This is a genomic window from Enterobacter cloacae complex sp. GYL001 (assembly GCF_049237125.1).
Lineage (GTDB): Bacteria > Pseudomonadota > Gammaproteobacteria > Enterobacterales > Enterobacteriaceae > Enterobacter > Enterobacter hormaechei_C.
Map to the genome: position 1 here is coordinate 1 of NZ_JBMKGW010000002.1, position 21,594 is coordinate 21,594.

Annotated in this window: 18 protein-coding genes, 1 tRNA gene, 2 rRNA genes and 1 pseudogene; 5 read left to right on the plus strand and 17 right to left on the minus strand. The window is 53.1% G+C overall.

Features of this window, described 5'->3' with window-relative positions; all coding sequences use genetic code 11:
- From rrf (ACOTWU_RS04080) to rrf (ACOTWU_RS04090), 3 genes are all read left to right on the plus strand, one after another.
- Nucleotides 1–87, plus strand: a 5S ribosomal RNA gene (gene rrf, locus ACOTWU_RS04080); the annotation flags it as partial.
- A gap of 14 nt (nt 88–101) precedes the next feature.
- Nucleotides 102–177, plus strand: a tRNA-Thr gene (locus ACOTWU_RS04085).
- Between the two features lie 43 nt (nt 178–220).
- Nucleotides 221–336, plus strand: a 5S ribosomal RNA gene (gene rrf / locus ACOTWU_RS04090).
- 335 nt (nt 337–671) lie between these two features.
- Here the strand turns inward: rrf (ACOTWU_RS04090) and ACOTWU_RS04095 are convergent.
- The 3 genes from ACOTWU_RS04095 to ACOTWU_RS04105 all read right to left on the minus strand — a co-directional run bounded on the left by ACOTWU_RS04095 (nt 672) and on the right by ACOTWU_RS04105 (nt 5,405).
- Nucleotides 672–893, minus strand: a complete 222-nt coding sequence (locus ACOTWU_RS04095; RefSeq protein ID WP_003860364.1) for a lipoprotein — start codon at nt 891–893, stop codon at nt 672–674.
- Nucleotides 894–1,140: 247 nt separating this feature from the next.
- Nucleotides 1,141–4,254 (minus strand): efflux RND transporter permease subunit, encoded by a 3,114-nt coding sequence (locus ACOTWU_RS04100; protein WP_126499201.1) that lies wholly within the window; start codon nt 4,252–4,254, stop codon nt 1,141–1,143.
- Nucleotides 4,255–4,265: 11 nt separating this feature from the next.
- The gene (locus ACOTWU_RS04105; RefSeq protein WP_126499200.1) at nt 4,266–5,405 is read right to left on the minus strand and encodes an efflux RND transporter periplasmic adaptor subunit; all 1,140 of its coding nucleotides are present in this window, start codon (nt 5,403–5,405) and stop codon (nt 4,266–4,268) included.
- A gap of 396 nt (nt 5,406–5,801) precedes the next feature.
- Here ACOTWU_RS04105 and envR point away from each other — a divergent pair, with 396 nt between their 5' ends.
- Nucleotides 5,802–6,449 (plus strand): acrEF/envCD operon transcriptional regulator, encoded by a 648-nt coding sequence (gene envR, locus ACOTWU_RS04110; protein WP_015572025.1) that lies wholly within the window; start codon nt 5,802–5,804, stop codon nt 6,447–6,449.
- Here envR and ACOTWU_RS04115 read toward each other — a convergent pair.
- The 14 genes and pseudogenes from ACOTWU_RS04115 to ACOTWU_RS04180 form a co-directional block, all read right to left on the minus strand.
- Nucleotides 6,444–8,528 carry a putative bifunctional diguanylate cyclase/phosphodiesterase gene (locus tag ACOTWU_RS04115; RefSeq protein ID WP_032655313.1) on the minus strand — a complete coding sequence of 695 codons (2,085 nt, stop codon included), beginning with the start codon at nt 8,526–8,528 and terminating at the stop codon, nt 6,444–6,446. The two genes, envR and ACOTWU_RS04115, sit on opposite strands and share 6 nt — an antisense overlap.
- A 140-nt stretch (nt 8,529–8,668) precedes the next feature.
- Complete coding sequence (locus tag ACOTWU_RS04120) at nt 8,669–8,833, minus strand: DUF2556 family protein (RefSeq protein ID WP_126499199.1); 165 nt, start codon at nt 8,831–8,833, stop codon at nt 8,669–8,671.
- A 178-nt stretch (nt 8,834–9,011) separates the two neighbouring features.
- A complete protein-coding gene (fis, locus tag ACOTWU_RS04125; protein ID WP_000462905.1) occupies nt 9,012–9,308 on the minus strand; it encodes a DNA-binding transcriptional regulator Fis in 297 nt (98 codons plus the stop codon).
- A gap of 23 nt (nt 9,309–9,331) precedes the next feature.
- Nucleotides 9,332–10,297: a tRNA dihydrouridine synthase DusB gene (dusB, locus tag ACOTWU_RS04130; protein ID WP_015572023.1), complete on the minus strand. Its 966-nt coding sequence runs from the start codon at nt 10,295–10,297 to the stop codon at nt 9,332–9,334.
- A gap of 330 nt (nt 10,298–10,627) precedes the next feature.
- Nucleotides 10,628–11,368 (minus strand): annotated as a pseudogene (locus ACOTWU_RS04135) (carbonic anhydrase).
- Between the two features lie 137 nt (nt 11,369–11,505).
- Nucleotides 11,506–12,387 (minus strand): 50S ribosomal protein L11 methyltransferase, encoded by an 882-nt coding sequence (prmA, locus tag ACOTWU_RS04140; protein ID WP_015572021.1) that lies wholly within the window; start codon nt 12,385–12,387, stop codon nt 11,506–11,508.
- Nucleotides 12,388–12,398: 11 nt separating this feature from the next.
- On the minus strand, nt 12,399–13,850 hold the full coding sequence (gene panF, locus ACOTWU_RS04145) for a sodium/pantothenate symporter (RefSeq protein WP_023304508.1): 1,452 nt from the start codon (nt 13,848–13,850) through the stop codon (nt 12,399–12,401).
- On the minus strand, nt 13,840–14,082 hold the full coding sequence (locus ACOTWU_RS04150) for a YhdT family protein (RefSeq protein ID WP_003860385.1): 243 nt from the start codon (nt 14,080–14,082) through the stop codon (nt 13,840–13,842). The genes panF and ACOTWU_RS04150 overlap by 11 nt, the downstream gene beginning before the upstream one ends.
- Before the next feature lie 108 nt (nt 14,083–14,190).
- On the minus strand, nt 14,191–15,540 hold the full coding sequence (gene accC / locus ACOTWU_RS04155) for an acetyl-CoA carboxylase biotin carboxylase subunit (protein ID WP_003860388.1): 1,350 nt from the start codon (nt 15,538–15,540) through the stop codon (nt 14,191–14,193).
- Between the two features lie 10 nt (nt 15,541–15,550).
- The gene (gene accB, locus ACOTWU_RS04160; protein WP_015572018.1) at nt 15,551–16,015 is read right to left on the minus strand and encodes an acetyl-CoA carboxylase biotin carboxyl carrier protein; all 465 of its coding nucleotides are present in this window, start codon (nt 16,013–16,015) and stop codon (nt 15,551–15,553) included.
- Between the two features lie 21 nt (nt 16,016–16,036).
- Complete coding sequence (gene aroQ / locus ACOTWU_RS04165) at nt 16,037–16,489, minus strand: type II 3-dehydroquinate dehydratase (RefSeq protein WP_003860391.1); 453 nt, start codon at nt 16,487–16,489, stop codon at nt 16,037–16,039.
- 234 nt (nt 16,490–16,723) lie between these two features.
- Nucleotides 16,724–17,323 (minus strand): protein-methionine-sulfoxide reductase heme-binding subunit MsrQ, encoded by a 600-nt coding sequence (gene msrQ / locus ACOTWU_RS04170; protein ID WP_003860393.1) that lies wholly within the window; start codon nt 17,321–17,323, stop codon nt 16,724–16,726.
- Nucleotides 17,324–18,325, minus strand: a complete 1,002-nt coding sequence (msrP, locus tag ACOTWU_RS04175; RefSeq protein ID WP_015572016.1) for a protein-methionine-sulfoxide reductase catalytic subunit MsrP — start codon at nt 18,323–18,325, stop codon at nt 17,324–17,326.
- A 77-nt stretch (nt 18,326–18,402) separates the two neighbouring features.
- Nucleotides 18,403–19,377, minus strand: coding sequence for an MDR family oxidoreductase (locus ACOTWU_RS04180; protein ID WP_017382706.1), 975 nt, complete (start codon nt 19,375–19,377; stop codon nt 18,403–18,405).
- 184 nt (nt 19,378–19,561) lie between these two features.
- Between ACOTWU_RS04180 and csrD the strand changes: the two genes are divergently transcribed.
- The gene (csrD, locus tag ACOTWU_RS04185; RefSeq protein ID WP_040118163.1) at nt 19,562–21,502 is read left to right on the plus strand and encodes an RNase E specificity factor CsrD; all 1,941 of its coding nucleotides are present in this window, start codon (nt 19,562–19,564) and stop codon (nt 21,500–21,502) included.
- The last annotated feature ends 92 nt before the right edge of the window (nt 21,503–21,594 follow it).

Consider the following 21,594-nt stretch of genomic DNA (forward strand, 5'->3'; position numbering starts at 1 on the left):
TGACCCCATGCCGAACTCAGAAGTGAAACGCCGTAGCGCCGATGGTAGTGTGGGGTCTCCCCATGTGAGAGTAGGGAACTGCCAGGCATCAAATTTAGCGTGCTGATATGGCTCAGTTGGTAGAGCGCACCCTTGGTAAGGGTGAGGTCCCCAGTTCGACTCTGGGTATCAGCACCACTTTATACTTAGGTTAAAGTTCGGCAAGAAGTAAACGAATTTGTCTGGCGGCTTTAGCGCGGTGGTCCCACCTGACCCCATGCCGAACTCAGAAGTGAAACGCCGTAGCGCCGATGGTAGTGTGGGGTCTCCCCATGTGAGAGTAGGGAACTGCCAGACATCAAACAAGTGAAGAGGCCATCCGAAAGGATGGCCTTTTTGCGTTATCGCTCCAGCCAAACCAATTCCCTCATTCGATATTCCTGCTGTCGCCATTAATACCTTACGGACGTATTAAAGCGTTTTACCCTACTGAAACTGAAGTTGTGGAATGCATTATGCTGGCTCGCAGCAGCGTTAAATCAATTAAATGTTATGTACAGGTATGGGGTATAGCGGGGAGTAAGGTAGCGTATTGAATTTAATTAATATCTGATGCTATTCGTGATGAGGAATATACGTTCCTTATATCAGGGAAAAATAAAAGCGCGGCGATGGCCGCGCTTTTAGAATCCTTATTTAGTCAGGGCGACAATACCGAGTGTCAGGCCAGCGATTGCCGCGGCGCCACCAGCAATCGCACCTGCTGTTTCCCAGTTATCCTGGGTAGTGCCCTTCATACAGGTATTGGTGTGAACCAGTCGCCCCTGATCGTCGTATACCGGTACACATGGAGAGTCGTGCGCGCAACCAGCAAGCAGCGCAGCGAGAAGTGCAACGGAAAGGAATCTTTTCATGATGTTACCTCAATATGATCGCTTATTCGCTAAAGAGCCGATACAGCAATTAACGAACTGATGCTTATTTTACCACCGCACTAATACCATGCAGCACGGGGAATAATCTCAATTTGTGTGGATTGTAAAAATTATGAAGAAAAAAGCGCGGGCACTGATTATTAATGGAGGAAATGTGAAGAGGGGAAGTGTTTTTACATTGTTTTAGGAAATAAAAAAGGCACCAGAGGTGCCTTTATGGTTTTCATTAATCCTTGTGCTTTGTAAACCGTCTCCGGACAACCACAAAGAAAACAGGAACAAAGAAAATGGCCAACAGGGTGGCTGACAGCATCCCGCCCATCACGCCCGTCCCGACCGCATTTTGTGCCCCACTACCAGCACCGCTGCTGATGACCAGAGGCATAACACCAAGGATGAATGCCAGGGAAGTCATCAGGATAGGACGCAGACGCATACGCGAGGCTTCAAGCGTGGCTTCGATAATCCCTTTGCCTTCTTTATCCATGAGATCCTTGGCGAACTCAACGATCAGTATGGCGTTCTTGGCTGATAAACCAATTGTCGTAAGCAGACCAACCTGGAAGTAAACGTCATTGTTCAGCCCTCGCATTGATGCAGCCAGAAGCGCGCCGATCACCCCCAGCGGCACAACCAGCATGACCGAGAAGGGAATTGACCAACTTTCATAGAGGGCCGCCAGACACAGGAACACCACAATCAGTGAGATGGCGTACAGCGCCGGAGCCTGATTCCCGGAAAGTCGTTCCTGATAAGACATCCCCGTCCAGTCGTAGCCGATGCCGGAAGGCAGTTTTGACGCAAGGCTTTCCATCAACGCCATTGCCTCACCGGTACTTTTGCCAGGGGCAGACTCACCGAGGATCTCCATTGATGGCATCCCATTGTAACGTTCCAGACGCGGTGAACCGTACACCCAGTGAGAGCTGCTAAAGGCAGAGAAAGGCACCATTTTGCCGTTAGCGCTACGCACATACAGGCCGTTAATGTCTCCGGGTAGCATACGGAAGCGAGCATCAGCCTGGACATAAACTTTTTTCACCCGTCCGTGATCGATAAAGTCGTTCACATAGGTGCCACCCAGTGCTGTTGAAATCGTCTGATTGACGTCAGACACGCTCACACCCAGCGCCTGTGCCTTCTCCTGATCGACGTCCAGCTTGAACTGTGGCGTATCTTCCAGTCCATTAGGACGCACGCGAACCAGTAAGTCAGGATGTTCTCTCACCATGCCCAGCAGCTGGTTACGCGCCTGGGTTAACTGCGTATGCCCCAGGTTTGCCTGGTCAATCAATTCAAAGTCAAAGCCTGTTGCGGTACCCAGTTCAATAATGGCAGGCAGGTTAAACGGAAATACAAGACCGTCTTTGATCTGGCTGAACGCTTTCGTCGCGCGGCTGACAATCGCCTCAACGCCGTTTTCCTTGCCCGGGCGTTCTTCCCATGGCTTCAGGCTGACGAAAGCGATACCGGAGTTCTGCCCCTGTCCGCTAAAGCTAAAACCGTTTACGGTAAAGACCGATTCAACGTTCGCTTTCTCTTTCGTCAGGTAATAATCCTGAACCTGATCCAGTACCTGCTGGGTACGCATCTGCGTCGCCCCTGCCGGCAACTGAACCATCGTCATAAACACCCCCTGATCCTCTTCCGGCAGGAAGGAGGAAGGCAGGCGCAGGAACAGAACTGCCATGCCGCCGACGATGATGACGTAAACCAGCAGATAGCGGCCGGTTTTACGTAAAATGCCGCTCACGCTGTTGCTGTAATGCTCCACACTTTTATCAAAGAGCGCGTTAAACCAGCCGAAGAAACCACCTTTCTTTTCATGATGTTCGCTGGAAACCGGTTTGAGCAGCGTTGCACAAAGAGCAGGCGTTAATATCAACGCCACCAGTACCGACAAGGCCATCGCGGAGACAATGGTCAGCGAGAACTGGCGATAGATAGCCCCGGTTGAACCACCAAAAAATGCCATCGGAATAAATACCGCCGAAAGCACCATGGCAATGCCCACCAGGGCGCCCTGGATTTGCCCCATCGACTTCTGCGTCGCCTCTTTTGGCGGCAGCTTGTCCTCAACCATGACGCGTTCTACGTTCTCGACCACCACGATGGCGTCATCGACGAGCAGACCTATCGCCAATACCATCCCGAACATCGTCAGGGTGTTAATGGAGAACCCGAACGCAGCCAGTACCGCAAAGGTGCCCAGTAACACCACGGGCACGGCGATAGTCGGAATAAGTGTTGCCCGCAGGTTTTGCAGGAACAAGTACATCACCAGGAACACGAGAACAATCGCTTCAAACAGCGTCTTCACCACTTCATGGATTGAGATCTTCACGAAAGGTGTGGTGTCGTACGGATACACGACTTTCAGGCCCTGAGGGAAGAAGGGCTGCAACTGCGCCAGTTTACTCTTGATGGCGGCAGCGGTATCCAGCGCGTTTGCGCCAGTCGCCAGCTTGATCCCCAGCCCCGTTGCTGCCTGGCCATTGATTTTGGTGACCATGTTGTAGTTTTCGCCACCCAGCTCAATGCGGGCCACATCTTTCAGGTGGACCATTGAACCGTCCTGGTTCACCTTCAGAGTCACACGACCAAACTCCTCCGGCGATTTCAGACGCGTTTGAGCAATAATTGAGGCGTTCAGTTGCTGCCCAGGTACGGACGGTGTTCCGCCCAACTGGCCCGCAGCAATCTGGTCGTTCTGCGTTTTTAGCTGGTTAATGATATCCAGCGGCGTGAGCTGATATTTGTTCATCGCGTTGCTGTCCAGCCAGATGCGCATTGCATACTGGGCACCGAACAGCTGCACGTCACCGACGCCGGAAGTACGGCTGATCGCATCTTTTACATTAGAAGCGACATAGTCGGAGATATCATCCTGCGTGAGGTTTTTATTGTCCGACACAAAGCCTGCAACCAGCAGGAAGCTGCTGCTGGATTTCTCCACGCCGATCCCCTGCTGCTGCACTTCTTGTGGCAGCAGCGGCATGGCGAGCTGGAGTTTGTTCTGAACCTGCACCTGCGCAATATCAGGATCTGTACCCGACTCGAACGTCAGCGTAATGGTGACGTTACCAGCGGAATCACTGGTGGACGACATGTACATCAAATTATCGATACCGTTCATGTTCTGTTCGATAACCTGAGTGACGGTGTCCTGTACCGTCTGGGCATCAGCGCCCGGGTAGGTTGCTGTCACCGCAACCGCCGGCGGCGCAATGGTCGGATATTGCGCGACCGGTAGTTTTAAAATGGCCAGCCCGCCCGCAATCATCAGAATGATGGCGAGTACCCAGGCGAAAACAGGCCGTTGAATAAAGAAATTAGCCATGTCGTTATTCCTTAACTGGCTGGAGTCGCTGCGGTATCAGGAATAGCCACGACGGTGACGCCAGGGCGAACTTTTTGCAGGCCGCTGATAATGACGCGGTCGCCGTTTTTGAGGCCTTCCGTGATCAGCCAGCGATCGCCAATCGCCTGCGGTGCAACGACAGTGCGTGATTCCACCTGGTTTTTCTCATTTACCACAAGCACGGTGGCATCTCCGCGTGGTGTACGGGTTACTCCCTGCTGGGGAACCAGTATGGCATCAGGTTGCGTACCTTCATCGATGCGCGCACGGACAAACATACCCGGTAACAGCATATGCTGTGGGTTAGGGAAGAGGGCGCGAAGGGTGATTGAGCCGGTACTTTCATCTACCGTGACATCAGAGAACTGGAGCGTTCCTTTCAGCGGATAAGGCTGGCCATTTTCCATCAGCAACTCGACGCTGCTGGTGTCTCCCTTTTGCAGGCTCGTCTGCTGCTTCAGGCGCATAAAATCGCTGCTGGATTGCGTCACATCGACATAAATGGGATCGAGTTGCTGAACCGTCGCCAGTGCAGTTGCCTGGCCATTAGTGACTAACGCCCCTTCGGTGACGCTGGATTTACCTATACGCCCGTTGATTGGGGATGTGACTTTCGTATAGGCCAGGTTGATCCGCGCGCTTTCAACGCCAGCCTTCGCGGCAACCACGCTCGCATCCGCCTGCTGGGCAGTTCCCACCGCCTGATCGTACTCCTGCTTGCTCACATATTGCGTACCAACCAGCGGAACGTAACGTTTCACCGTCAGATGGGCGATATTCGCCGCCGCCTGTGCTTTTACCAGTTCACCTTTCGCATTGTCGTAGGCTGCCTGATAGGTGGCCGGATCGATTTGATAAAGGGATTCACCCGCTTTAACGTCGCTGCCTTCGGTAAAATTACGGTGCAGAATGATACCACTTACCTGAGGACGAACCTCCGCAACACGATACGCGTCAGTTCTGCCGGGCAATTCTGTCGTTACGGCCAGTGGCGCGCTTTTAACAATATGAACACTGACCTGAGGAGCTTGCGCATGCTGCTGTGGGTTTTCTTGCCCATCGCACCCGGTGAGCAGCGCGGCACAGACAATGAAACCGGATAAGGGTAAGCATCTGAAGTGATTCGTCATTACTGTTCCTTAAACTACCCTTGAGCCGATATATGCCATGAATCGGTGAAAGGGTGTGAGGCAAAAAATAGAAATGTAGCCGCGTATAATAATGAGGGTGTTTAATGTTTTTTAATTTATAAGTGCTGATGGAGCTTTTAAAAGTAAAAATCGGAATCTGACACAGTGCATTCGGTATTCTTTTTCTGTCAGGATAATCAACGAAATGTTTTCGGTGAATGCTATTCATATATTTTATGAATTTTATGTATTCGATTTATTCACGTGAATTATAAATTAAATGAATTGACTTTTTTTGTGCAAAATTAACACGGGTTTTGGTTAATACTTTGACTACACGACCACGGCAATATCCTTTGATAACGTATCAATCTTATGAGTAATGAGTAGCAGGTTATGGCGCGCAAAAAGAAAGAAGAGGCTCAAAAGACCCGCCAGCAGCTGATTGAAGCCGCTATCGGGCTATTCGCGACGCGTGGCGTGTCCAGCACCACGCTTACCGACATCGCCGATGCTGCTCAACTCACTCGCGGGGCGGTTTACTGGCATTTCTCGAGTAAAGCGGAAATATTTAATGCAATATGGGATCAGCAATTGCCGATGCGTGAGATGATTCGTGACAGGTTAATACTTTCCGAAAATGACGACCCTTTGTTAATGCTTCGTGAACAATTTATTGTCGCACTGCAATATATTGCGAGCGAGCCGCGGCAATATGCGCTTTTACAAATTTTGTATCATAAGTGTGAATTTCATGACGATGTGATTTCAGAATGTGAAATACGAAAGCGGATCGGTTTAAACGATGATTATCTTCGCAAGACGCTAAAGCGATGCATTGCTCGTAACGTTATCTCTTCGCAAACCAATATTGAACTGGCGCTGATTGTTTTCCACGCCTTTTTTAGCGGTGTCATTAAAAACTGGTTAATGGATAGCAACAATTTTAATCTGTACAAACAAGCACCGGCGCTGGTGGATAATATTCTGGCGACACTAAATATCACCCGAGTGGCGCCAGTGGTTTACGATACAGCCTCATGACCGCGTCCGGGGTGGCGACATCTCCCCGTGCTGGCACTGTTCCATAATAGCTTGCGCGGTAATCGGTTTGCCCAGCAGGTAACCCTGTAGCGTATTGCATCCCAGTTCTGTCAGAAAGGTTTGCTGCGCTGCGGTTTCGACCCCTTCCGCCACGACCTTCAGATTCAGCGTTTTTGCCAGGGCGACAATCGCCGAGACAATCGTCGCATCTTCGCTCTCACCACTTAACTCTTTCACAAAAGCACGATCGATTTTCAACTCGCAGGCGGGGAGTCGCTTAAGATACAGAAGGCTTGAGTAACCGGTGCCAAAATCGTCTATCGAGGCTTTTACTCCCGCATCCGTCAGCGCTGTCAGGACACGCACGCTTTCGTCCGGATTGTTCATTGCCGTGGTTTCGGTCACCTCCAGGATCAACATGCCGGGCGGTACGCTATGGCGCGTCAGACAATCGAGAACCGTTTTAACAAGCGACGGCTGTTCGAACTGCAATGTAGAAAGATTCACCGCCATTGACCAGTCCGTGTGGCCCTGAAGATGCCATTCACGCAGCTGGCGGCAGGCCTCGTCGATTACCCAGTTTCCAATCGGAATAATCAGCCCCGTTTTCTCTGCCAGCGGTAGAAAAAGATCGGGTGGGAGTAACCCCTGTTTGGGATGCTGCCAGCGTAACAGCGCTTCGAATCCGAGGACTGGCCCGGCAGGGGCGTGAAATTTAGGTTGATAAAGCAGGCGTAACTCATTACGGTCGATGGCTTGCCACAGATCATTCATCAGCTGAAGATGCGTCTGCGCCAGCGTATTCATTGACGGCTGGAAGAAGTGATAGCCGTTACGACCCATATGTTTCGTGTGGTACATCGCAGCATCAGCGTTAAACATCAGTTCACGATCGGTTTTGCCATCGTGTGGATAGAGCGCAATGCCAATGCTCAGGGTGACCATCAGTTCATAAGGATCGAGATGGAACGGGCTATCAATGACGCGCACCAGTGAATTTGCCAGTGAGGCAGCATCATCCGGAGTGGCGGTTTCGGCCAGCAGGACGAATTCATCCCCACCGATACGCGCCAGCGTGTACTGGCCTTTCAACTGCAACAGCAAACGCTGAGTCACCGCTACCAGAAGCTTGTCACCGACATCATGACCATAGGCATCGTTGACGGTTTTAAAGCCGTCGAGATCCATAAACATCAGCGCGAAAGGGCTTCCTTCGCGATCGGCCTTGCTGATGGCCTGATCGAGGCGATCCTCAAGCAGAATACGATTGGGTAATCGCGTCAGCGTATCATGCAACGCCAGCTGTGCGAGTTCACGGTTCGCTTCTGCCAGTGATGAGGCCAGCAGCGAGGTACGAGCCTGAAGGCGGGCATCGAACATCGACACCAGCAGCGTAATCCCCAGAATAGCGAGCGCGACCACGCTAACCAGTATCGCCAGCCAGCTCCCGTTAATGCCATGATGGTGGACCATCGTCGACATTGGAAATTGTGCTGCTTCCATGCCGGCGTAATGCATGCCAGCGATAGCGATGCCCATGGTGATCGCCGCCCCCAGCCGCATCAACGCCATTCGTGCGGCTTCCTGACGTAAACGGAACGTCAGCCAAAGAGCGGCCAGTGAAGCGGCAAGGGCAATGACCACGGAGATAGCCACCCACTTTTTATCCCAGACAATACCCGGTGTGACCTCCAGGGCTGCCATACCAGTGTAGTGCATGGCAACAATGCCCGTTCCCATCACGACGGCGCCAGGCAGCAGCCGGCGCAAACGTAGCTGCTCGCCGCTAACGAGCCACAGGGCAAACATTGACGAGCTGATGGCGATAACCATCGAAAGCACGGTCAGGACCGCGTTGTAACTCATGCTCATGGAAAGATCCATCGCCAGCATACCGATGAAATGCATCGCCCACACGCCAATCCCCATCGAAACACCGCCACCTGCCAGCCAGACGCGTGCAGCGACGCCCTGGCTTCCGGCAACGCGCGCAGCCATATTCAGCGCGGTATAGGCGGCAAGAATGGCAACAACAAAGGAGATGACTACGAGGATTTGGTTGTATTGGCTAACCAGCATGGTCTGTTCACTCGTTGTGAGACGTTAAGCAAGAGCGGTTGGAAAGGGCACAGACATTATCATCGTCAGGAAATGACGAAAAGTGATTTAAATCCCTGTTTTTATGGAGTGATAACAGGGGGTTTACAGGATGGAAGCGGTTAGTCCAGCTCTGAGCAGTTGACCAGTTTAAGCGGGTTCACGGAATTCATATTGCGACATTTATCGGGTTCGGTGCTCATCAGTTCAATCCACTGCATCAGCAGCGCATCGAAAATGAAAACAGAGACAGCAAAAACGACCAGCCACCAGTATTTACGAATCATGTGTCATTCCGCGAAAAGAGAGCCTGTAAGTTGGTGGAAATATACACGAAAAGCGGGCATTGAAAAGTGGGGAAAGAGAAGGTTTACAAAGCGTTGACGGTTGCCCGGCCGGACGATAAAAAAGGCGCTTCCCCATGCCGAAGAGCGCCTTTTTAAACAAGCAGTTAGCTAATCGAAATTAGTTCATGCCGTATTTTTTCAGTTTCTTACGCAGGGTACCACGGTTGATGCCCATCATCAGGGCAGCGCGGGTTTGATTACCACGGGTGTATTGCATCACCATGTCCAACAGTGGCTGTTCAACTTCAGCCAGTACCAGCTCATACAGGTCATTAACATCCTGACCGTTCAGTTGAGCAAAATAGTTCTTCAGTGCCTGTTTAACCGAGTCACGCAGGGGCTTTTGAGTCACCTGATCCTGAGAGTTAACGGTAGAAACGGTCAGTACGTCAGAATTTACGCGTTGTTCGAACATAGTTCTGTCAGCTCTTTATTTCATTACGCAAGATTTTCGAAGTATGCCTCCAACGCCTCCAGCTGTTCGCTGGCATCCTCAATGGCGTTGAATGTGCGCCGAAACTGGTCATTTGGAGCGTGCTCCTGGAGATACCAGGAGACGTGTTTACGCGCAATTCGGTACCCTTTTGCCTGGCCGTAGTGGTCATGCAGTTCCCGAACATGCGAACAAAGCAAGCGCTTGACCTCTGCCAGAGGCAGTGGGGCAAGCAGCTCCCCAGTGTCCAGATAATGCTGGATTTCCCGAAAGATCCAGGGTCTTCCCTGAGCGGCACGTCCTATCATCAGAGCATCAGCTCCCGTATAGTCGAGCACAGCTCTGGCTTTAAGCGGGTCAGTAATGTCGCCATTCGCGATAACCGGAATGGAAACTTTCTGCTTAACTGCCCGAATGCTGTCGTATTCAGCTTCACCGTTGAACAAACAGGCGCGAGTGCGTCCATGAATGGTCAGGGCCTGAATGCCACAGTCTTCGGCCAGTTGGGCAATCTCTACGCAGTTACGGTGTTCCGGCGACCAACCCGTGCGAATCTTCAACGTAACAGGAACGTCCACTGCGCTGACAACCGCCGTCAGGATTGACTTCACCTGGTCGGGGTATTGCAGAAGGGCTGAACCTGCAAGCTTGCGATTCACCTTTTTGGCCGGGCAACCCATATTGATATCAATAATCTGGGCGCCACTTTCCACGTTAATACGCGCGGCATCTGCCATCTCTTCAGGCACGCTTCCGGCAATTTGCACGGTGCGGATACCTGGTTCATCAATGTGCACCATCCGTAGGCGGGACTTATCGCTTTCCCAAACCTGCGGGTTAGACGACATCATCTCGGAAACGGTCAGGCCTGCTCCCATCTCATAACACAGCGTCCTGAACGGCCGGTCGGTAATACCTGCCATTGGGGCTGCGATCAGGCGATTTCTGAGCTGGTGGTGTCCGATGCGCATGAGTTAAGAAATGACCATACTGTGACTGCAAGGCGGCGTATATTACGCATTTTTTGCACGAGATGAAAGGCCAAACTTTGAACAATCCTCTGTTGTAGATCAAGGAATCGCCAGTCATTCTTTTTGGATAAGATTATTCGCTATTTAAATCATTGTGTTATGAATAAATGAACATTTTGTGGGCGCTTACAATTTCCCGTAACTTCTCATCATTTCTGAATAAATGAATCAATTGTCCGGGATAATCTGCTGCTATAAGCAGCAGATTATGGCGCTTCTTTGCGATCTGCGTCGCATTTCAGCACAGGATATCAGCGTAAAAAAATCGACTTATTCAACAACCAGACGGCCATGAAGCGGTTGAACCGGGCGGCTGTTTTCATGGTGCATGGTGTGAGTGAATTTTTGCAGCTGTTCAGCAGAGACGGTCAGCGGGTGCTTGAGCACCAGCCATGTCACCCCTTCTGAACACGGTGGCGTGGTCAGAGAGCCGCTAAAACGCCAGTAGGTTTTATCCGTGGGCAGTAATTTATTCATATCGAGGGTTGGCTTAATCGTGACGTTCTGGTCAACCTGTCCGGGCATCACGCCCCAGAGTTTATCCAGTTCAGTGTTTGCCGCGCCCTGATCGAACATAACGGCAACGACCGTCAGTTCGCCGTCAGCGTTTTTATGGACCAGATGCATTTCCATTGCGTATTTTTTACCGTGCACCGTGTTTTCGGATGGCGCATGGAAATGGAACTGCTGTAACGTCCAGCGCTGTTTATCAAGCGTGATGCTGTCGCGTGTATCGGCATTTTCACTTGCCTGGATAGTATGGCCGTTGTTTGTCAGAATGACCGGGCCGTCGATATAGTGCGTTTCCAGCGGAGAGATGTGGGCTTAGACCGTGTTATCTATGTTGACCGGCGACTGATACATTCCGCTTTTACACGTCTTGTACGCCTCGTCCAGTTCGCCCCAGTGTTCCGGTGCGCCTTCTCCCTGATAACTCCAGTGTGATGCGTAAGCCGTAGCCGAAATTATGCTCAGCGCCAGCAGCGCTGCCTTGCCTGAAATGTGTTTCATCATATTCTTCCTGTGAATTTTATTATCCAAATCAATGATTAACATTATGATTTGTGCGGTTATTTTATCGAAGAAAGGAAGAAGGCGGGAGAAAAAACCGAAGGGAAAAGGCGTGGTCAGACGACCACGCCAAACGCTTATTTTTTACGGCCGGTGATGCGACACCACTCTTCTTTCTCGACCACCGGGTCGAGCGCGAAGAGATCGGCGTAGGCTTCACAGACGCTGTCTGCCTGGCTGGCAAGGATACCGGACAGGCCCAGCAGACCGCCTTCAACCGGCAGCACGCTGATTAACGGCGCCAGCTCGCGTAACGGGCCAGCCAGGATATTCGCGACCACAACATCGGCTTTCATCGCCTCTGGCTGTGCATCGGGCAGATACAGTTCAAGGCGATCGGAAACGCCATTACGCTCGGCGTTATCACGGCTGGCCTGAATCGCCTGCGGATCGATGTCGATCCCGATGGCTTTTGCCGCGCCCAGTTTCAGCGCCGCGATAGCAAGGATCCCGGATCCGCAACCGAAGTCGATCACGGTTTTGCCTTCCAGATCCAGGCCATCCAGCCATTGCAGGCACAGGGAGGTTGTCGGGTGGGTGCCGGTGCCGAACGCCAGACCCGGATCCAGCATCACGTTGACGGCGTTTTTATCGGGAACTTCACGCCAGCTTGGGCAGATCCACAGACGCTGACCAAACTGCATCGGATGGAAGTTGTCCATCCACTCGCGTTCCCAGTCTTTGTCTTCCAGCTGTTCAATTTTATGCGCGAAACCCACGCCCAGCAGCGGATGGTTTTCCAGAATCGCCACGACCTCTTTCATGTCGGTTTCTGCATCGAACAGGCCGATAACGTCCGTATCACCCCACAGGCGCGTTTCGCCTGGCAGCGGCTCAAAGACCGGCGTGTCATGCGTGTCCTGGAAGGTGATAGAGACCGAACCGGCCTCCATCAGCGCATCACTCAGTTCTTCGGCGTTCGCGCCGGTTGTGTTCAGTTTTAATTGGATCCACGGCATGGCAAAACTCTTTATTTATCAGTAGAAATCAGGGCAGTTTGTGGCACCGGTCGACCAAAACGGTTTCCCACCACAAACGCCAGTAAACTTACCAGTAACGAAGGCACGATCGGATGGAAGCCCAGATACTGAATTTTAAACGTGGCGAGAACGGCATACAGGACGCCCCCGACAATCATGCCGCTTAATGCACCCGCGGCATTCGCGCGTTCCCAGTAGAGCCCCAGCACCAGCGGCCACAGGAAAACGGCCTCCAGCCCACCAAAGGCGAGCAGGTTCAACCAGATGATCATCTCCGGTGGACGCCACGCGGCCAGCAGCAGCAACGCCCCCAGCACCAGGGTAATCACCGCCGACATGCGCTTGAGGCGTCGCTCATTTTCGACCTGTTCAGGACGCAAATTCAGATAGAGATCTTTAATGATCGTAGCGGAACTTTGCAGCAACTGAGCGTTGATGGTCGACATAATGGCCGCCATGGGTGCGGCGAGGAAAATCCCGGCGGCAAACGGCGGAAGCACTTTCACCATCAGGGTCGGAATGACCAGATCCGGTACGGTAAGGTCAGGGATCACCGCGCGTCCCAGCGCGCCCGCCAGATGCATACCGAACATCAGGATCGCCACCACAATTGTCCCGATAATGATCCCGCGGTGCACCGCTTTGCTGTCTTTATATGAGATGCAGCGCACGGCAGTATGGGGCAGGCCAATCACGCCAAAGCACACCAGTACCCAGAACGAGGTCATAAAGGTTGGAGAGAGGATGTCATCCGCCCCCTGCGGTGAGACCAGTTTCGGATCGATCGCTTCCAGGGTTTCAACCGCATGGCTCAGGCCTCCTGCGGCATGCACGATACCTACCAGCAGAACGAGGGTGCCAATGAGCATCACCATCCCCTGCATTGTGTCGTTGAGTACGCTGGCGCGGAACCCGCCAAACGCGGTATACAGCGCGATACTCACACCGAAAATGACCAGACCTGTTTCATAGGGGATACCGGCTGCCGTCTCCAGCAGACGTGCGCCGCCGATAAACTGCACCGTCATTGCGCCAATAAACGCCACCAGCAGACTCAGGCTTGCCAGCCATACCAGCAAGCGACTCTGATAGCGGGCAAACAGCATATCGTTCAGCGTTACGGCATTGTAGCGACGGGCCAGAATGGCAAACTTTTTACCCAGTATGCCCAGAGAGAGCCAGATGGCAGGCAGCTGGATCATTGCCAGCAGTACCCAACCCAGCCCGTACTTATAAGCGGCGCCGGGGCCACCAATAAACGAACTGGCGCTGATGTACGTGGCGGTCAGCGTCATGGCCAGCACGACGCCACCCATAGAGCGGCTCCCGAGGAAATACTCGTTCAGAAAGGTGCCGGTCGAACGTTTACGCATCGCATAAACCGACAGGCCAAACACCAGGAACAGGTAAGCGATAAGGGGCAGAATGACTTCAAGCTGCATCATCGTCCTCCAGTGATATATCGCGATAGATGAATTTCACCATCGCCCAGCACAGCAGGATAAACACCAGCGGCAGCAGCAGGCAGGCCATTTCAAACCAGTGCGGGAGGCCGGTAATGCCAATCGCCGAATCAGGTAAGTAAGCAGTTACTAACCACGCGGCGAGATAGAGAAGGGTCAGCCACAGCGCCCAGCGCGCTTCTTTATGGGCCTGAACAAAACGTTTGTCCATTTTTTGTCCCTTGTGGATGAAGAAAGCGGGGATTGTACATGATGGGGCTTAGCGATCCCCAGAAATAAAAAAGGCCGGATAATCCGGCCTTTTAGCAACACTGGTCTCTTACTTCTCGTTTAGACCGAGTTTTTTCTCCAGGTAGTGGATGTTAGTCCCACCATTCTGGAAGTGCTCGTCGCTCATAATGCGCATCTGGAGATCAACGTTGGTTTTGATCCCGTCGATGATCAGCTCCTGAAGGGCGTTCTTCATGCGGGCAATGGCCACGTCACGGTTTTCGCCGTAGCAGATCAGCTTACCGATCATTGAGTCATAATACGGCGGTACGGTGTAACCGGCGTAGATATGGGACTCCCAGCGCACACCAAAGCCACCCGGCGCGTGGAAACGCGTGATTTTACCCGGGCTTGGCAGGAAGGTATTCGGGTCTTCGGCGTTGATACGGCACTCTACCGCATGGCCTTTAACCACAACTTCTTCCTGTTTGATGGACAGCGGCTGACCGGCTGCGATACGCAGCTGTTCTTTGATCAGGTCAACGCCGGTGATCATTTCGGTAACCGGGTGTTCAACCTGAATACGGGTGTTCATCTCGATGAAGTAGAACTCGCCGTTTTCGAACAGGAACTCAAAGGTACCCGCCCCGCGATAGCCGATATCGACACACGCTTTAGCGCAACGCTCGCCGATGTAGCGACGCAGTTCAGGCGTAATGCCCGGCGCTGGCGCTTCTTCGACCACTTTCTGGTGACGACGCTGCATGGAGCAGTCACGTTCTGCCAGATAGATTGCGTTACCCTGACCGTCAGCCAGCACCTGAATTTCGATGTGGCGTGGGTTTTCCAGGTATTTTTCCATGTACACCATGTCATTGCTGAAAGCCGCTTTCGCTTCCGCTTTGGTCATGGAGATGGACTGCGCCAGTTCAGCATCGCTGCGTACAACGCGCATACCGCGACCGCCGCCGCCGCCGGACGCTTTGATGATCACCGGGTAGCCAATGCGTTTAGCATGGGCGCGGTTAGCATCCATATCGTCGGTCAGCGGGCCGTCAGAGCCCGGTACGGTTGGCACGCCGGCTTTTTTCATCGCGGTGATGGCAGACACTTTGTCACCCATCAGGCGAATGGTGTCGGCTTTCGGGCCAATGAAGATAAAGCCAGAGCGTTCAACCTGCTCAGCAAAGTTGGCGTTCTCAGAGAGGAAACCATAACCCGGGTGAATCGCGACCGCGCCAGTGATTTCGGCGGCGCTAATGATAGCCGGGATGTTCAGATAGCTTTTTACGGACGGAGCCGGACCGATACAGACCGTCTCATCCGCCAGCAATACGTGTTTTAAATCGCGATCCGCGCTTGAGTGCACGGCCACGGTCTTGATGCCCAGTTCTTTACAGGCACGAAGAATACGCAGTGCAATCTCGCCACGGTTGGCGATAACAATTTTATCCAGCATGTTCGCCTCGTTACTCGATGACGACCAGCGGCTCGTCAAATTCTACCGGCTGACCACTTTCGACCAGGATCGCTTTCACAGTACCTGATTTGTCTGCTTCGATCTGGTTCATCATTTTCATGGCTTCAACGATGCACAGGGTATCGCCTACGTTGACTTTCTGACCCACTTCGATGAACGCCTTCGCGTCCGGGCTCGGGGTGCGGTAGAAAGTACCAACCATTGGGGAACGTACGATGTGACCACTGATTTCTGTTGCAGCCGCAGGTGCCGCTTCTGCTGCCACTGGTGCAACGGCTGCGGAGAGCGCAGGCTGCTGCACTGGCGCAGCGTAAGCTTGCTGCATTACCGGGAAGCTAGCGGCCGGGGCTGCACGGCTGATGCGTACAGACTCTTCGCCTTCAGAAATTTCCAGTTCGGAGATGCCTGATTCTTCAACCAGCTCGATCAGTTTTTTAATCTTACGAATATCCATGAGTGGGTTCCGTACTCTTGTTTAGTGTGATTGTGACAAGCGTTTTACCGCTGTCTGTAAAGCGTATGAATAGCCGTCTGCACCCAGCCCACAAATCACGCCAGCGGCGATATCTGACAGGTAGGAATGATGGCGGAACGGCTCTCGGGCGTGCACGTTACTCAGGTGGATCTCGATAAACGGGATACTCACCGCGAGCAGTGCGTCGCGTATAGCAACACTGGTGTGCGTAAACGCGGCCGGATTGATCAGGATATAGTCCACAGTGTCTTTAGCCTGATGAATACGGTCGATGATTGCGTACTCCGCGTTTGACTGAAAATGGTCCAAATCCACATTCAGCGAGGCTGCTTCCGTACTCAGACGGTTAACAATTTCGCTCAATGTCAGCGTGCCGTACTTCTCTGGCTCACGGGTGCCGAGCATGTTCAGGTTCGGACCGTTCAATACTAAAATTTGGAATTTGTCAGCCATTGCGCCGCTATCTCCTGCGATTTTCGGGTAAAAAACAACATATACCCTCAAAGCGCAATTGTCACCCTTTCAGAGGCCTAAAACCCCTGTCCGGAAAACCGAAGTCGCACATTATAACGATTTCGTAGCATTTGGCAGCTAAATACTGGTCTTATCAGGGAAGATTATCAACCGCTATCCGAAAAAGATTCGCGGTTGATAAATAATCTGCGGGAAAACGCACAGTTTCGTGAACTATCGCAACCACTGGCGGAACTTCTTGTAACGCCACGCTAAAAGGGCCAGGGCCAACAGGGCGTAGATGACCGGCTGAGGGGATAAAATCTTCACCGACCACAGGTAATGAATCGGGGCGAGGATCGCGACAAGATAGACGAAGTTGTGAAGCAGTTGCCAGCGTCGACCCAGTTTTCGCTGCGCATACTGCGTGGATGTCAGCGTCAGCGCCAGTAAAACCAGCCAGCTTACGATACCCAGCGTCAGATAGGGACGCGTCACCAGTTCGCTGCCAAGGAGTGCCAGGTTGTTAATGCCCAGTTCCAGCAGGGCGTAGCTGGTGAGATGCAGCGTCGCCCAGGCAAAACACCATAGCCCTAAAAGCCGACGGGTGCGTATCAATAATGGCTGTTTAGCGTAGCGCGCCAGCGGTGAGACGAGCAAGGTCGCCAGCAAAAATTTCAGAGCCATCCGACCCGTAAAATGCTGAATATCTTTCGCCGGATCGGCACTGAACTGTCCCTGGCTGGCTGCCCAGAAGAGCCAGATAAAGGGGAGCAATCCGGCTAAATGCAGGAGTACCTTCAGCCAGGTTATCTGCTTTGCCGTTAAACGCACTTAGAAGTTCTCCCGTAAATTCAGCCCACGGTAGAGGGATGCCACCTCATCCGCATAGCCGTTAAACAGCAGCGTTGGCTGGCGTTTAACATCCAGCGCGCCGCCGGAGCCGATAAAACGTTCCGTTGCCTGCGACCAGCGCGGATGGTCAACGTGCGGGTTAACGTTGGCAAAAAAACCATACTCGTCAGGCGCTGCCAGGTTCCAGGTGGTGGGGGGGCGTTCACGGGTGAGCTTAATGCTGACGATCGATTTGATGCCCTTGAAACCGTATTTCCACGGTACGGTCAGGCGAATGGGCGCCCCGTTTTGCGGCGGTAGCGCTTTGCCATAAACCCCGACGGTGAGCAGCGTAAGCGGATGCATGGCTTCGTCGAGACGTAAACCTTCAACGTAGGGATACTCCAGCCCGCCGCCGATAAACCGATCCTTCTGGCCTGGCATCTCGTCCGGGGCGTAGCGCGTCTGGAAGGAAACATACTTCGCGTTGCTGGTGGGCTCAACCAGCGCCAGCAGTTTATGCAAAGGGAAACCTACCCACGGCACCACCATCGACCAGGCTTCCACACAGCGCATACGGTAAATGCGCTCTTCAAGTGGGAAGCGGGTGGTGAGGTCATGATGATCCAGCGTCAGCGGTTTTGCCACCTCGCCATCTATCTTCAGCGTCCAGGGATCGGTTTTCATGCTCCCGGCGTTGGCGGCAGGATCGGCCTTATCGAGACCAAACTCATAGAAGTTGTTATAGCCGGTGACTTTATCTTCCGGCGTCAGCGCCAGTTTATTCTGCCACTGCGCCGGTTTGGTGAAGTTAAGCGGTGCGCCGGAGGGGGCTTTCGGGCGATCGTTGCCCTTAAACCAGTCGAGCAGATCGGCATGGGCCGCAGGGGTGAGCGTCAGGGCGGTGGCGCTGATGCCAAGCATTTTCAGGATCTGGCGGCGCTGTAGCATAAAGACAGATTCAGACGTTACGTCGGCTTCCGTCAGTTTTCGGGTTTTCATGGCATCCTCCGTCAGGCGTTTTTCTAAGCATGACGGAGGAGGAGGGTTAGCGCGAATATGTCACGAAAATTTGAAGATTAGGCGATTTTAACCAGCGCACGACCGTGGAACTGGTTGTCCATGATTTTACTGGCGAACTCTGGCGCCTGGCTCAGGGTAATCTCAGTGGCGCTCTGGTCAAAGAATGAGGCTGGCAGATCCTGCACCAGACGTTCCCAGGCCTCAGCTCGCCGCTCGGCTGGGGTCATGACCGAATCGACACCCTGAAGACGCACGTTACGCAGAATAAATGGCATCACCGTCGTCGGCAGGGCAAAACCGCCCGCCAGACCACAGGCCGCCACGCAGCCGCCGTAATTCATTTGCGCCAGCACCTTCGCCAGCACTTTGTCGCCGACGGTATCTACTGCGCCAGCCCAGACCTGTTTTTCCAGCGGGCGGGTTTCGGCAAATTCGTCGCGGCTCAGAATGCGGCTTGCGCCCAATTGACGTAGATAATCATGCGTACTTTCGCGGCCTGAGACGGCAGCGACCTGATACCCCAACTTGTGCAGCAGCGTGACGGCCGTGCTGCCCACGCCGCCGCTGGCGCCGGTGACGACAATTTCGCCAGAGTCAGGGCGGATCCCGGCCTCTTCCAGCGCCATCACGCACAGCATGGCGGTGAAACCTGCCGTGCCGATGATCATCGCCTTACGACCGTCCAGGCCTTTCGGCATCGGGACCAGCCAGTCACCTTTTACGCGCGCCTGCGCTGCCAGTCCGCCCCAGTGGTTTTCACCTACGCCCCAGCCGGTGAGCAGCACCTGCTGTCCGGCGTGAAAACGTGGATCTTCACTGGTATGTACGCGGCCTGCAAAGTCGATTCCTGGCACCATCGGGAAATTTCGGATGATTTTACCTTTTCCCGTAATGGCCAGCGCATCCTTATAGTTCAGGCTGGACCAGTCGATATCTACGGTCACGTCGCCCTCCGGCAGGCGGCTCTCCTCGATGGCTTGCACTGAGGCAACGGTTTTGCCGTCCTGCTGTTCTAAGATCAAAGCCTGCATACTGGGTCCTCACTAGGTTTGATGATGGGAAAATATGTTCTGATGACTATACTCGCTCAATGAAACGCAGTGCCGATTTAACGCAATAAATTGCCAGATACGCCAGGTTTGGTAGTATGCCGCATTTGAAATGCAAGTTAGTGCTCACTTGCACCCCCCTTCAACCCACGGAGTAATCTCAAGGATGCGATTAACGACGAAGTTCTCAGCTTTTATCACCTTGCTGACGGGGCTGACCATATTTGTCACGCTAATCGGCTGCTCGCTGAGCTTTTACAATGCCATCCAGGATAAGCTGGTTAACCGGGTTGAATCGGTTGCATCGGTTATCGACACTCGCCTGATTGCAACCTCCTTCCCGGCGCTTTCGCGTGAGCTGGATGAGTTAATGGTGCCTGTGGATATCGTGCAGATCGACATTAAACAGGGGAAGCAGACCGTTTTCAGCCATACCCGCCAGGGCAGCTATCGTCCTGCCGGCACGGTAGATCAGTATCGGGACGTCACGGTTAATTCACTTAAACATCCGGGTATGACAATTCATCTAATGTACCAGGATCCGATGAGCAACTATTTACGCTCGCTTATGACCACCGCGCCCTTAACCATCGCCGTTGCCTTTATCGTACTGCTGATTTTCCTCGCCGTTCGCTGGCAGCGTCGTCAACTTTCCGGCCAGGAGCTGCTGGAAACACGCTCCGTGCGGATACTGAATGGCGAACGGGGTCCACAGGTGCGGGGATCGGTTTATGAATGGCCATCACGCACCAGTAGCGCCCTGGACGTGTTGCTCTCCGAAATCCAGTTTGCCAGCGATCAGCGTAGCCGTATGGACACGTTGATTCGCTCTTACGCCGCGCAGGATAACAAAACGGGCCTCAACAACCGTCTCTTCTTTGATAATCAGCTGGCTACGCTTCTTGATGACCCCGAAAAGGTGGGTACGCATGGCGTGGTAATGATGATTCGCCTGCCCGACTTCGATCTGCTCCGTGATACCTGGGGTCAGCGCGTGGCGGAAGAGAACCTCTTTACGCTGATTAACCTGCTGTCCACCTTTATTATGCGCTACCCCGGCGCGTTACTGGCACGCTACCACCGCAGCGATTTTGCCGTCTTGCTGCCGCATCGCACCTTAAAAGAGTCCGAGAGTATCGCCAGCCAGCTGCTGAAAGCCGTCGATGCGCTGCCCCAGAGCAAAATGCTCGACAGAGACGATATGGTGCATATGGGCATCTGTGCCTGGCGCGGCGGTCAGTCGACGGAGCAGGTGATGGAACATGCGGAAGCGGCCACGCGTAACGCCGTATTGCAGGGGGCGAACGGCTGGGCAGTCTATGATGATACGCTGCCGGAGAAAGGGCGTGGCAACGTGCGCTGGCGAACCCTGATTGAACAGATGCTGAGCCGGGGCGGACCGCGCATCTATCAAAAACCGGCGGTCATGAAGAATGGTCATGTTCATCATCGTGAGCTGATGTGCCGTATTTTTGATGGCACTGAAGAGGTTATCTCCGCGGAATATCTGCCCATGGTGTTGCAATTCGGATTGTCCGAAGAGTATGACCGTCAGCAAATCACCCGTCTCATTCCGTTTTTATCGTACTGGCCTGAAGAAAATCTGGCTTTACAGGTGACCGTCGAATCGCTGATCCGTCCGCGTTTCCAGCGCTGGTTACGTGACACGTTAATGCAATGCGAAAAATCGCAACGCAAACGCATTATTTTTGAACTTGCAGAGGCAGATGTAGGTCAACACATCAGCCGGTTGCGCCCGGTGGTGCGTTTAATCAATGCGCTTGGGGCTCGCGTGGCGGTAACCCAGGCGGGTCTGACGCTGGTGAGCACCCGCTGGATCAAAGAGCTGGATGTTGAATTATTGAAGCTGCATCCGGGTCTGGTAAGGAATATTGAAAAACGCACGGAAAACCAGCTGCTGGTACAAAGCCTGGTGGAAGCGTGCAAAGGAACGCAAACGCAAGTATTTGCCGCAGGCGTACGTTCACGAAGTGAATGGCAGATGTTGACAGAGCGCGGCGTGACGGGCGGTCAGGGGGATTTTTTTGCCGCCTCTCAGCCGCTTGACACCAATGTGAAAAAATATTTGCAAAGATACTCTGTTTGACCTGCCGTTTACTTTGTTTTCACGTAGAATATCGCGCCTGTAGCTTTGAGTAAGACGAGCATAAAAGCCAGTGAACGACCTTTAGTGGGTTA

Bases quoted from the DNA above. Each gene is read 5' to 3' on its own strand.
- ACOTWU_RS04180 (WP_017382706.1), bottom strand. From the start codon at position 19,377: ATGCAGGCTTTGATCTTAGAACAGCAGGACGGCAAAACCGTTGCCTCA.
- ACOTWU_RS04120 (WP_126499199.1), bottom strand. From the start codon at position 8,833: ATGATTCGTAAATACTGGTGGCTGGTCGTTTTTGCTGTCTCTGTTTTC.
- ACOTWU_RS04150 (WP_003860385.1), bottom strand. From the start codon at position 14,082: ATGGACAAACGTTTTGTTCAGGCCCATAAAGAAGCGCGCTGGGCGCTG.
- fis (WP_000462905.1), bottom strand. From the start codon at position 9,308: ATGTTCGAACAACGCGTAAATTCTGACGTACTGACCGTTTCTACCGTT.
- prmA (WP_015572021.1), bottom strand. From the start codon at position 12,387: ATGCCGTGGATCCAATTAAAACTGAACACAACCGGCGCGAACGCCGAA.
- panF (WP_023304508.1), bottom strand. From the start codon at position 13,850: ATGCAGCTTGAAGTCATTCTGCCCCTTATCGCTTACCTGTTCCTGGTG.
- aroQ (WP_003860391.1), bottom strand. From the start codon at position 16,489: ATGGCTGACAAATTCCAAATTTTAGTATTGAACGGTCCGAACCTGAAC.
- ACOTWU_RS04115 (WP_032655313.1), bottom strand. From the start codon at position 8,528: ATGCTGGTTAGCCAATACAACCAAATCCTCGTAGTCATCTCCTTTGTT.
- msrP (WP_015572016.1), bottom strand. From the start codon at position 18,325: ATGAAAACCCGAAAACTGACGGAAGCCGACGTAACGTCTGAATCTGTC.
- ACOTWU_RS04100 (WP_126499201.1), bottom strand. From the start codon at position 4,254: ATGGCTAATTTCTTTATTCAACGGCCTGTTTTCGCCTGGGTACTCGCC.
- accB (WP_015572018.1), bottom strand. From the start codon at position 16,015: ATGGATATTCGTAAGATTAAAAAACTGATCGAGCTGGTTGAAGAATCA.
- csrD (WP_040118163.1), top strand. From the start codon at position 19,562: ATGCGATTAACGACGAAGTTCTCAGCTTTTATCACCTTGCTGACGGGG.
- accC (WP_003860388.1), bottom strand. From the start codon at position 15,540: ATGCTGGATAAAATTGTTATCGCCAACCGTGGCGAGATTGCACTGCGT.
- dusB (WP_015572023.1), bottom strand. From the start codon at position 10,297: ATGCGCATCGGACACCACCAGCTCAGAAATCGCCTGATCGCAGCCCCA.
- ACOTWU_RS04105 (WP_126499200.1), bottom strand. From the start codon at position 5,405: ATGACGAATCACTTCAGATGCTTACCCTTATCCGGTTTCATTGTCTGT.
- ACOTWU_RS04095 (WP_003860364.1), bottom strand. From the start codon at position 893: ATGAAAAGATTCCTTTCCGTTGCACTTCTCGCTGCGCTGCTTGCTGGT.
- envR (WP_015572025.1), top strand. From the start codon at position 5,802: ATGGCGCGCAAAAAGAAAGAAGAGGCTCAAAAGACCCGCCAGCAGCTG.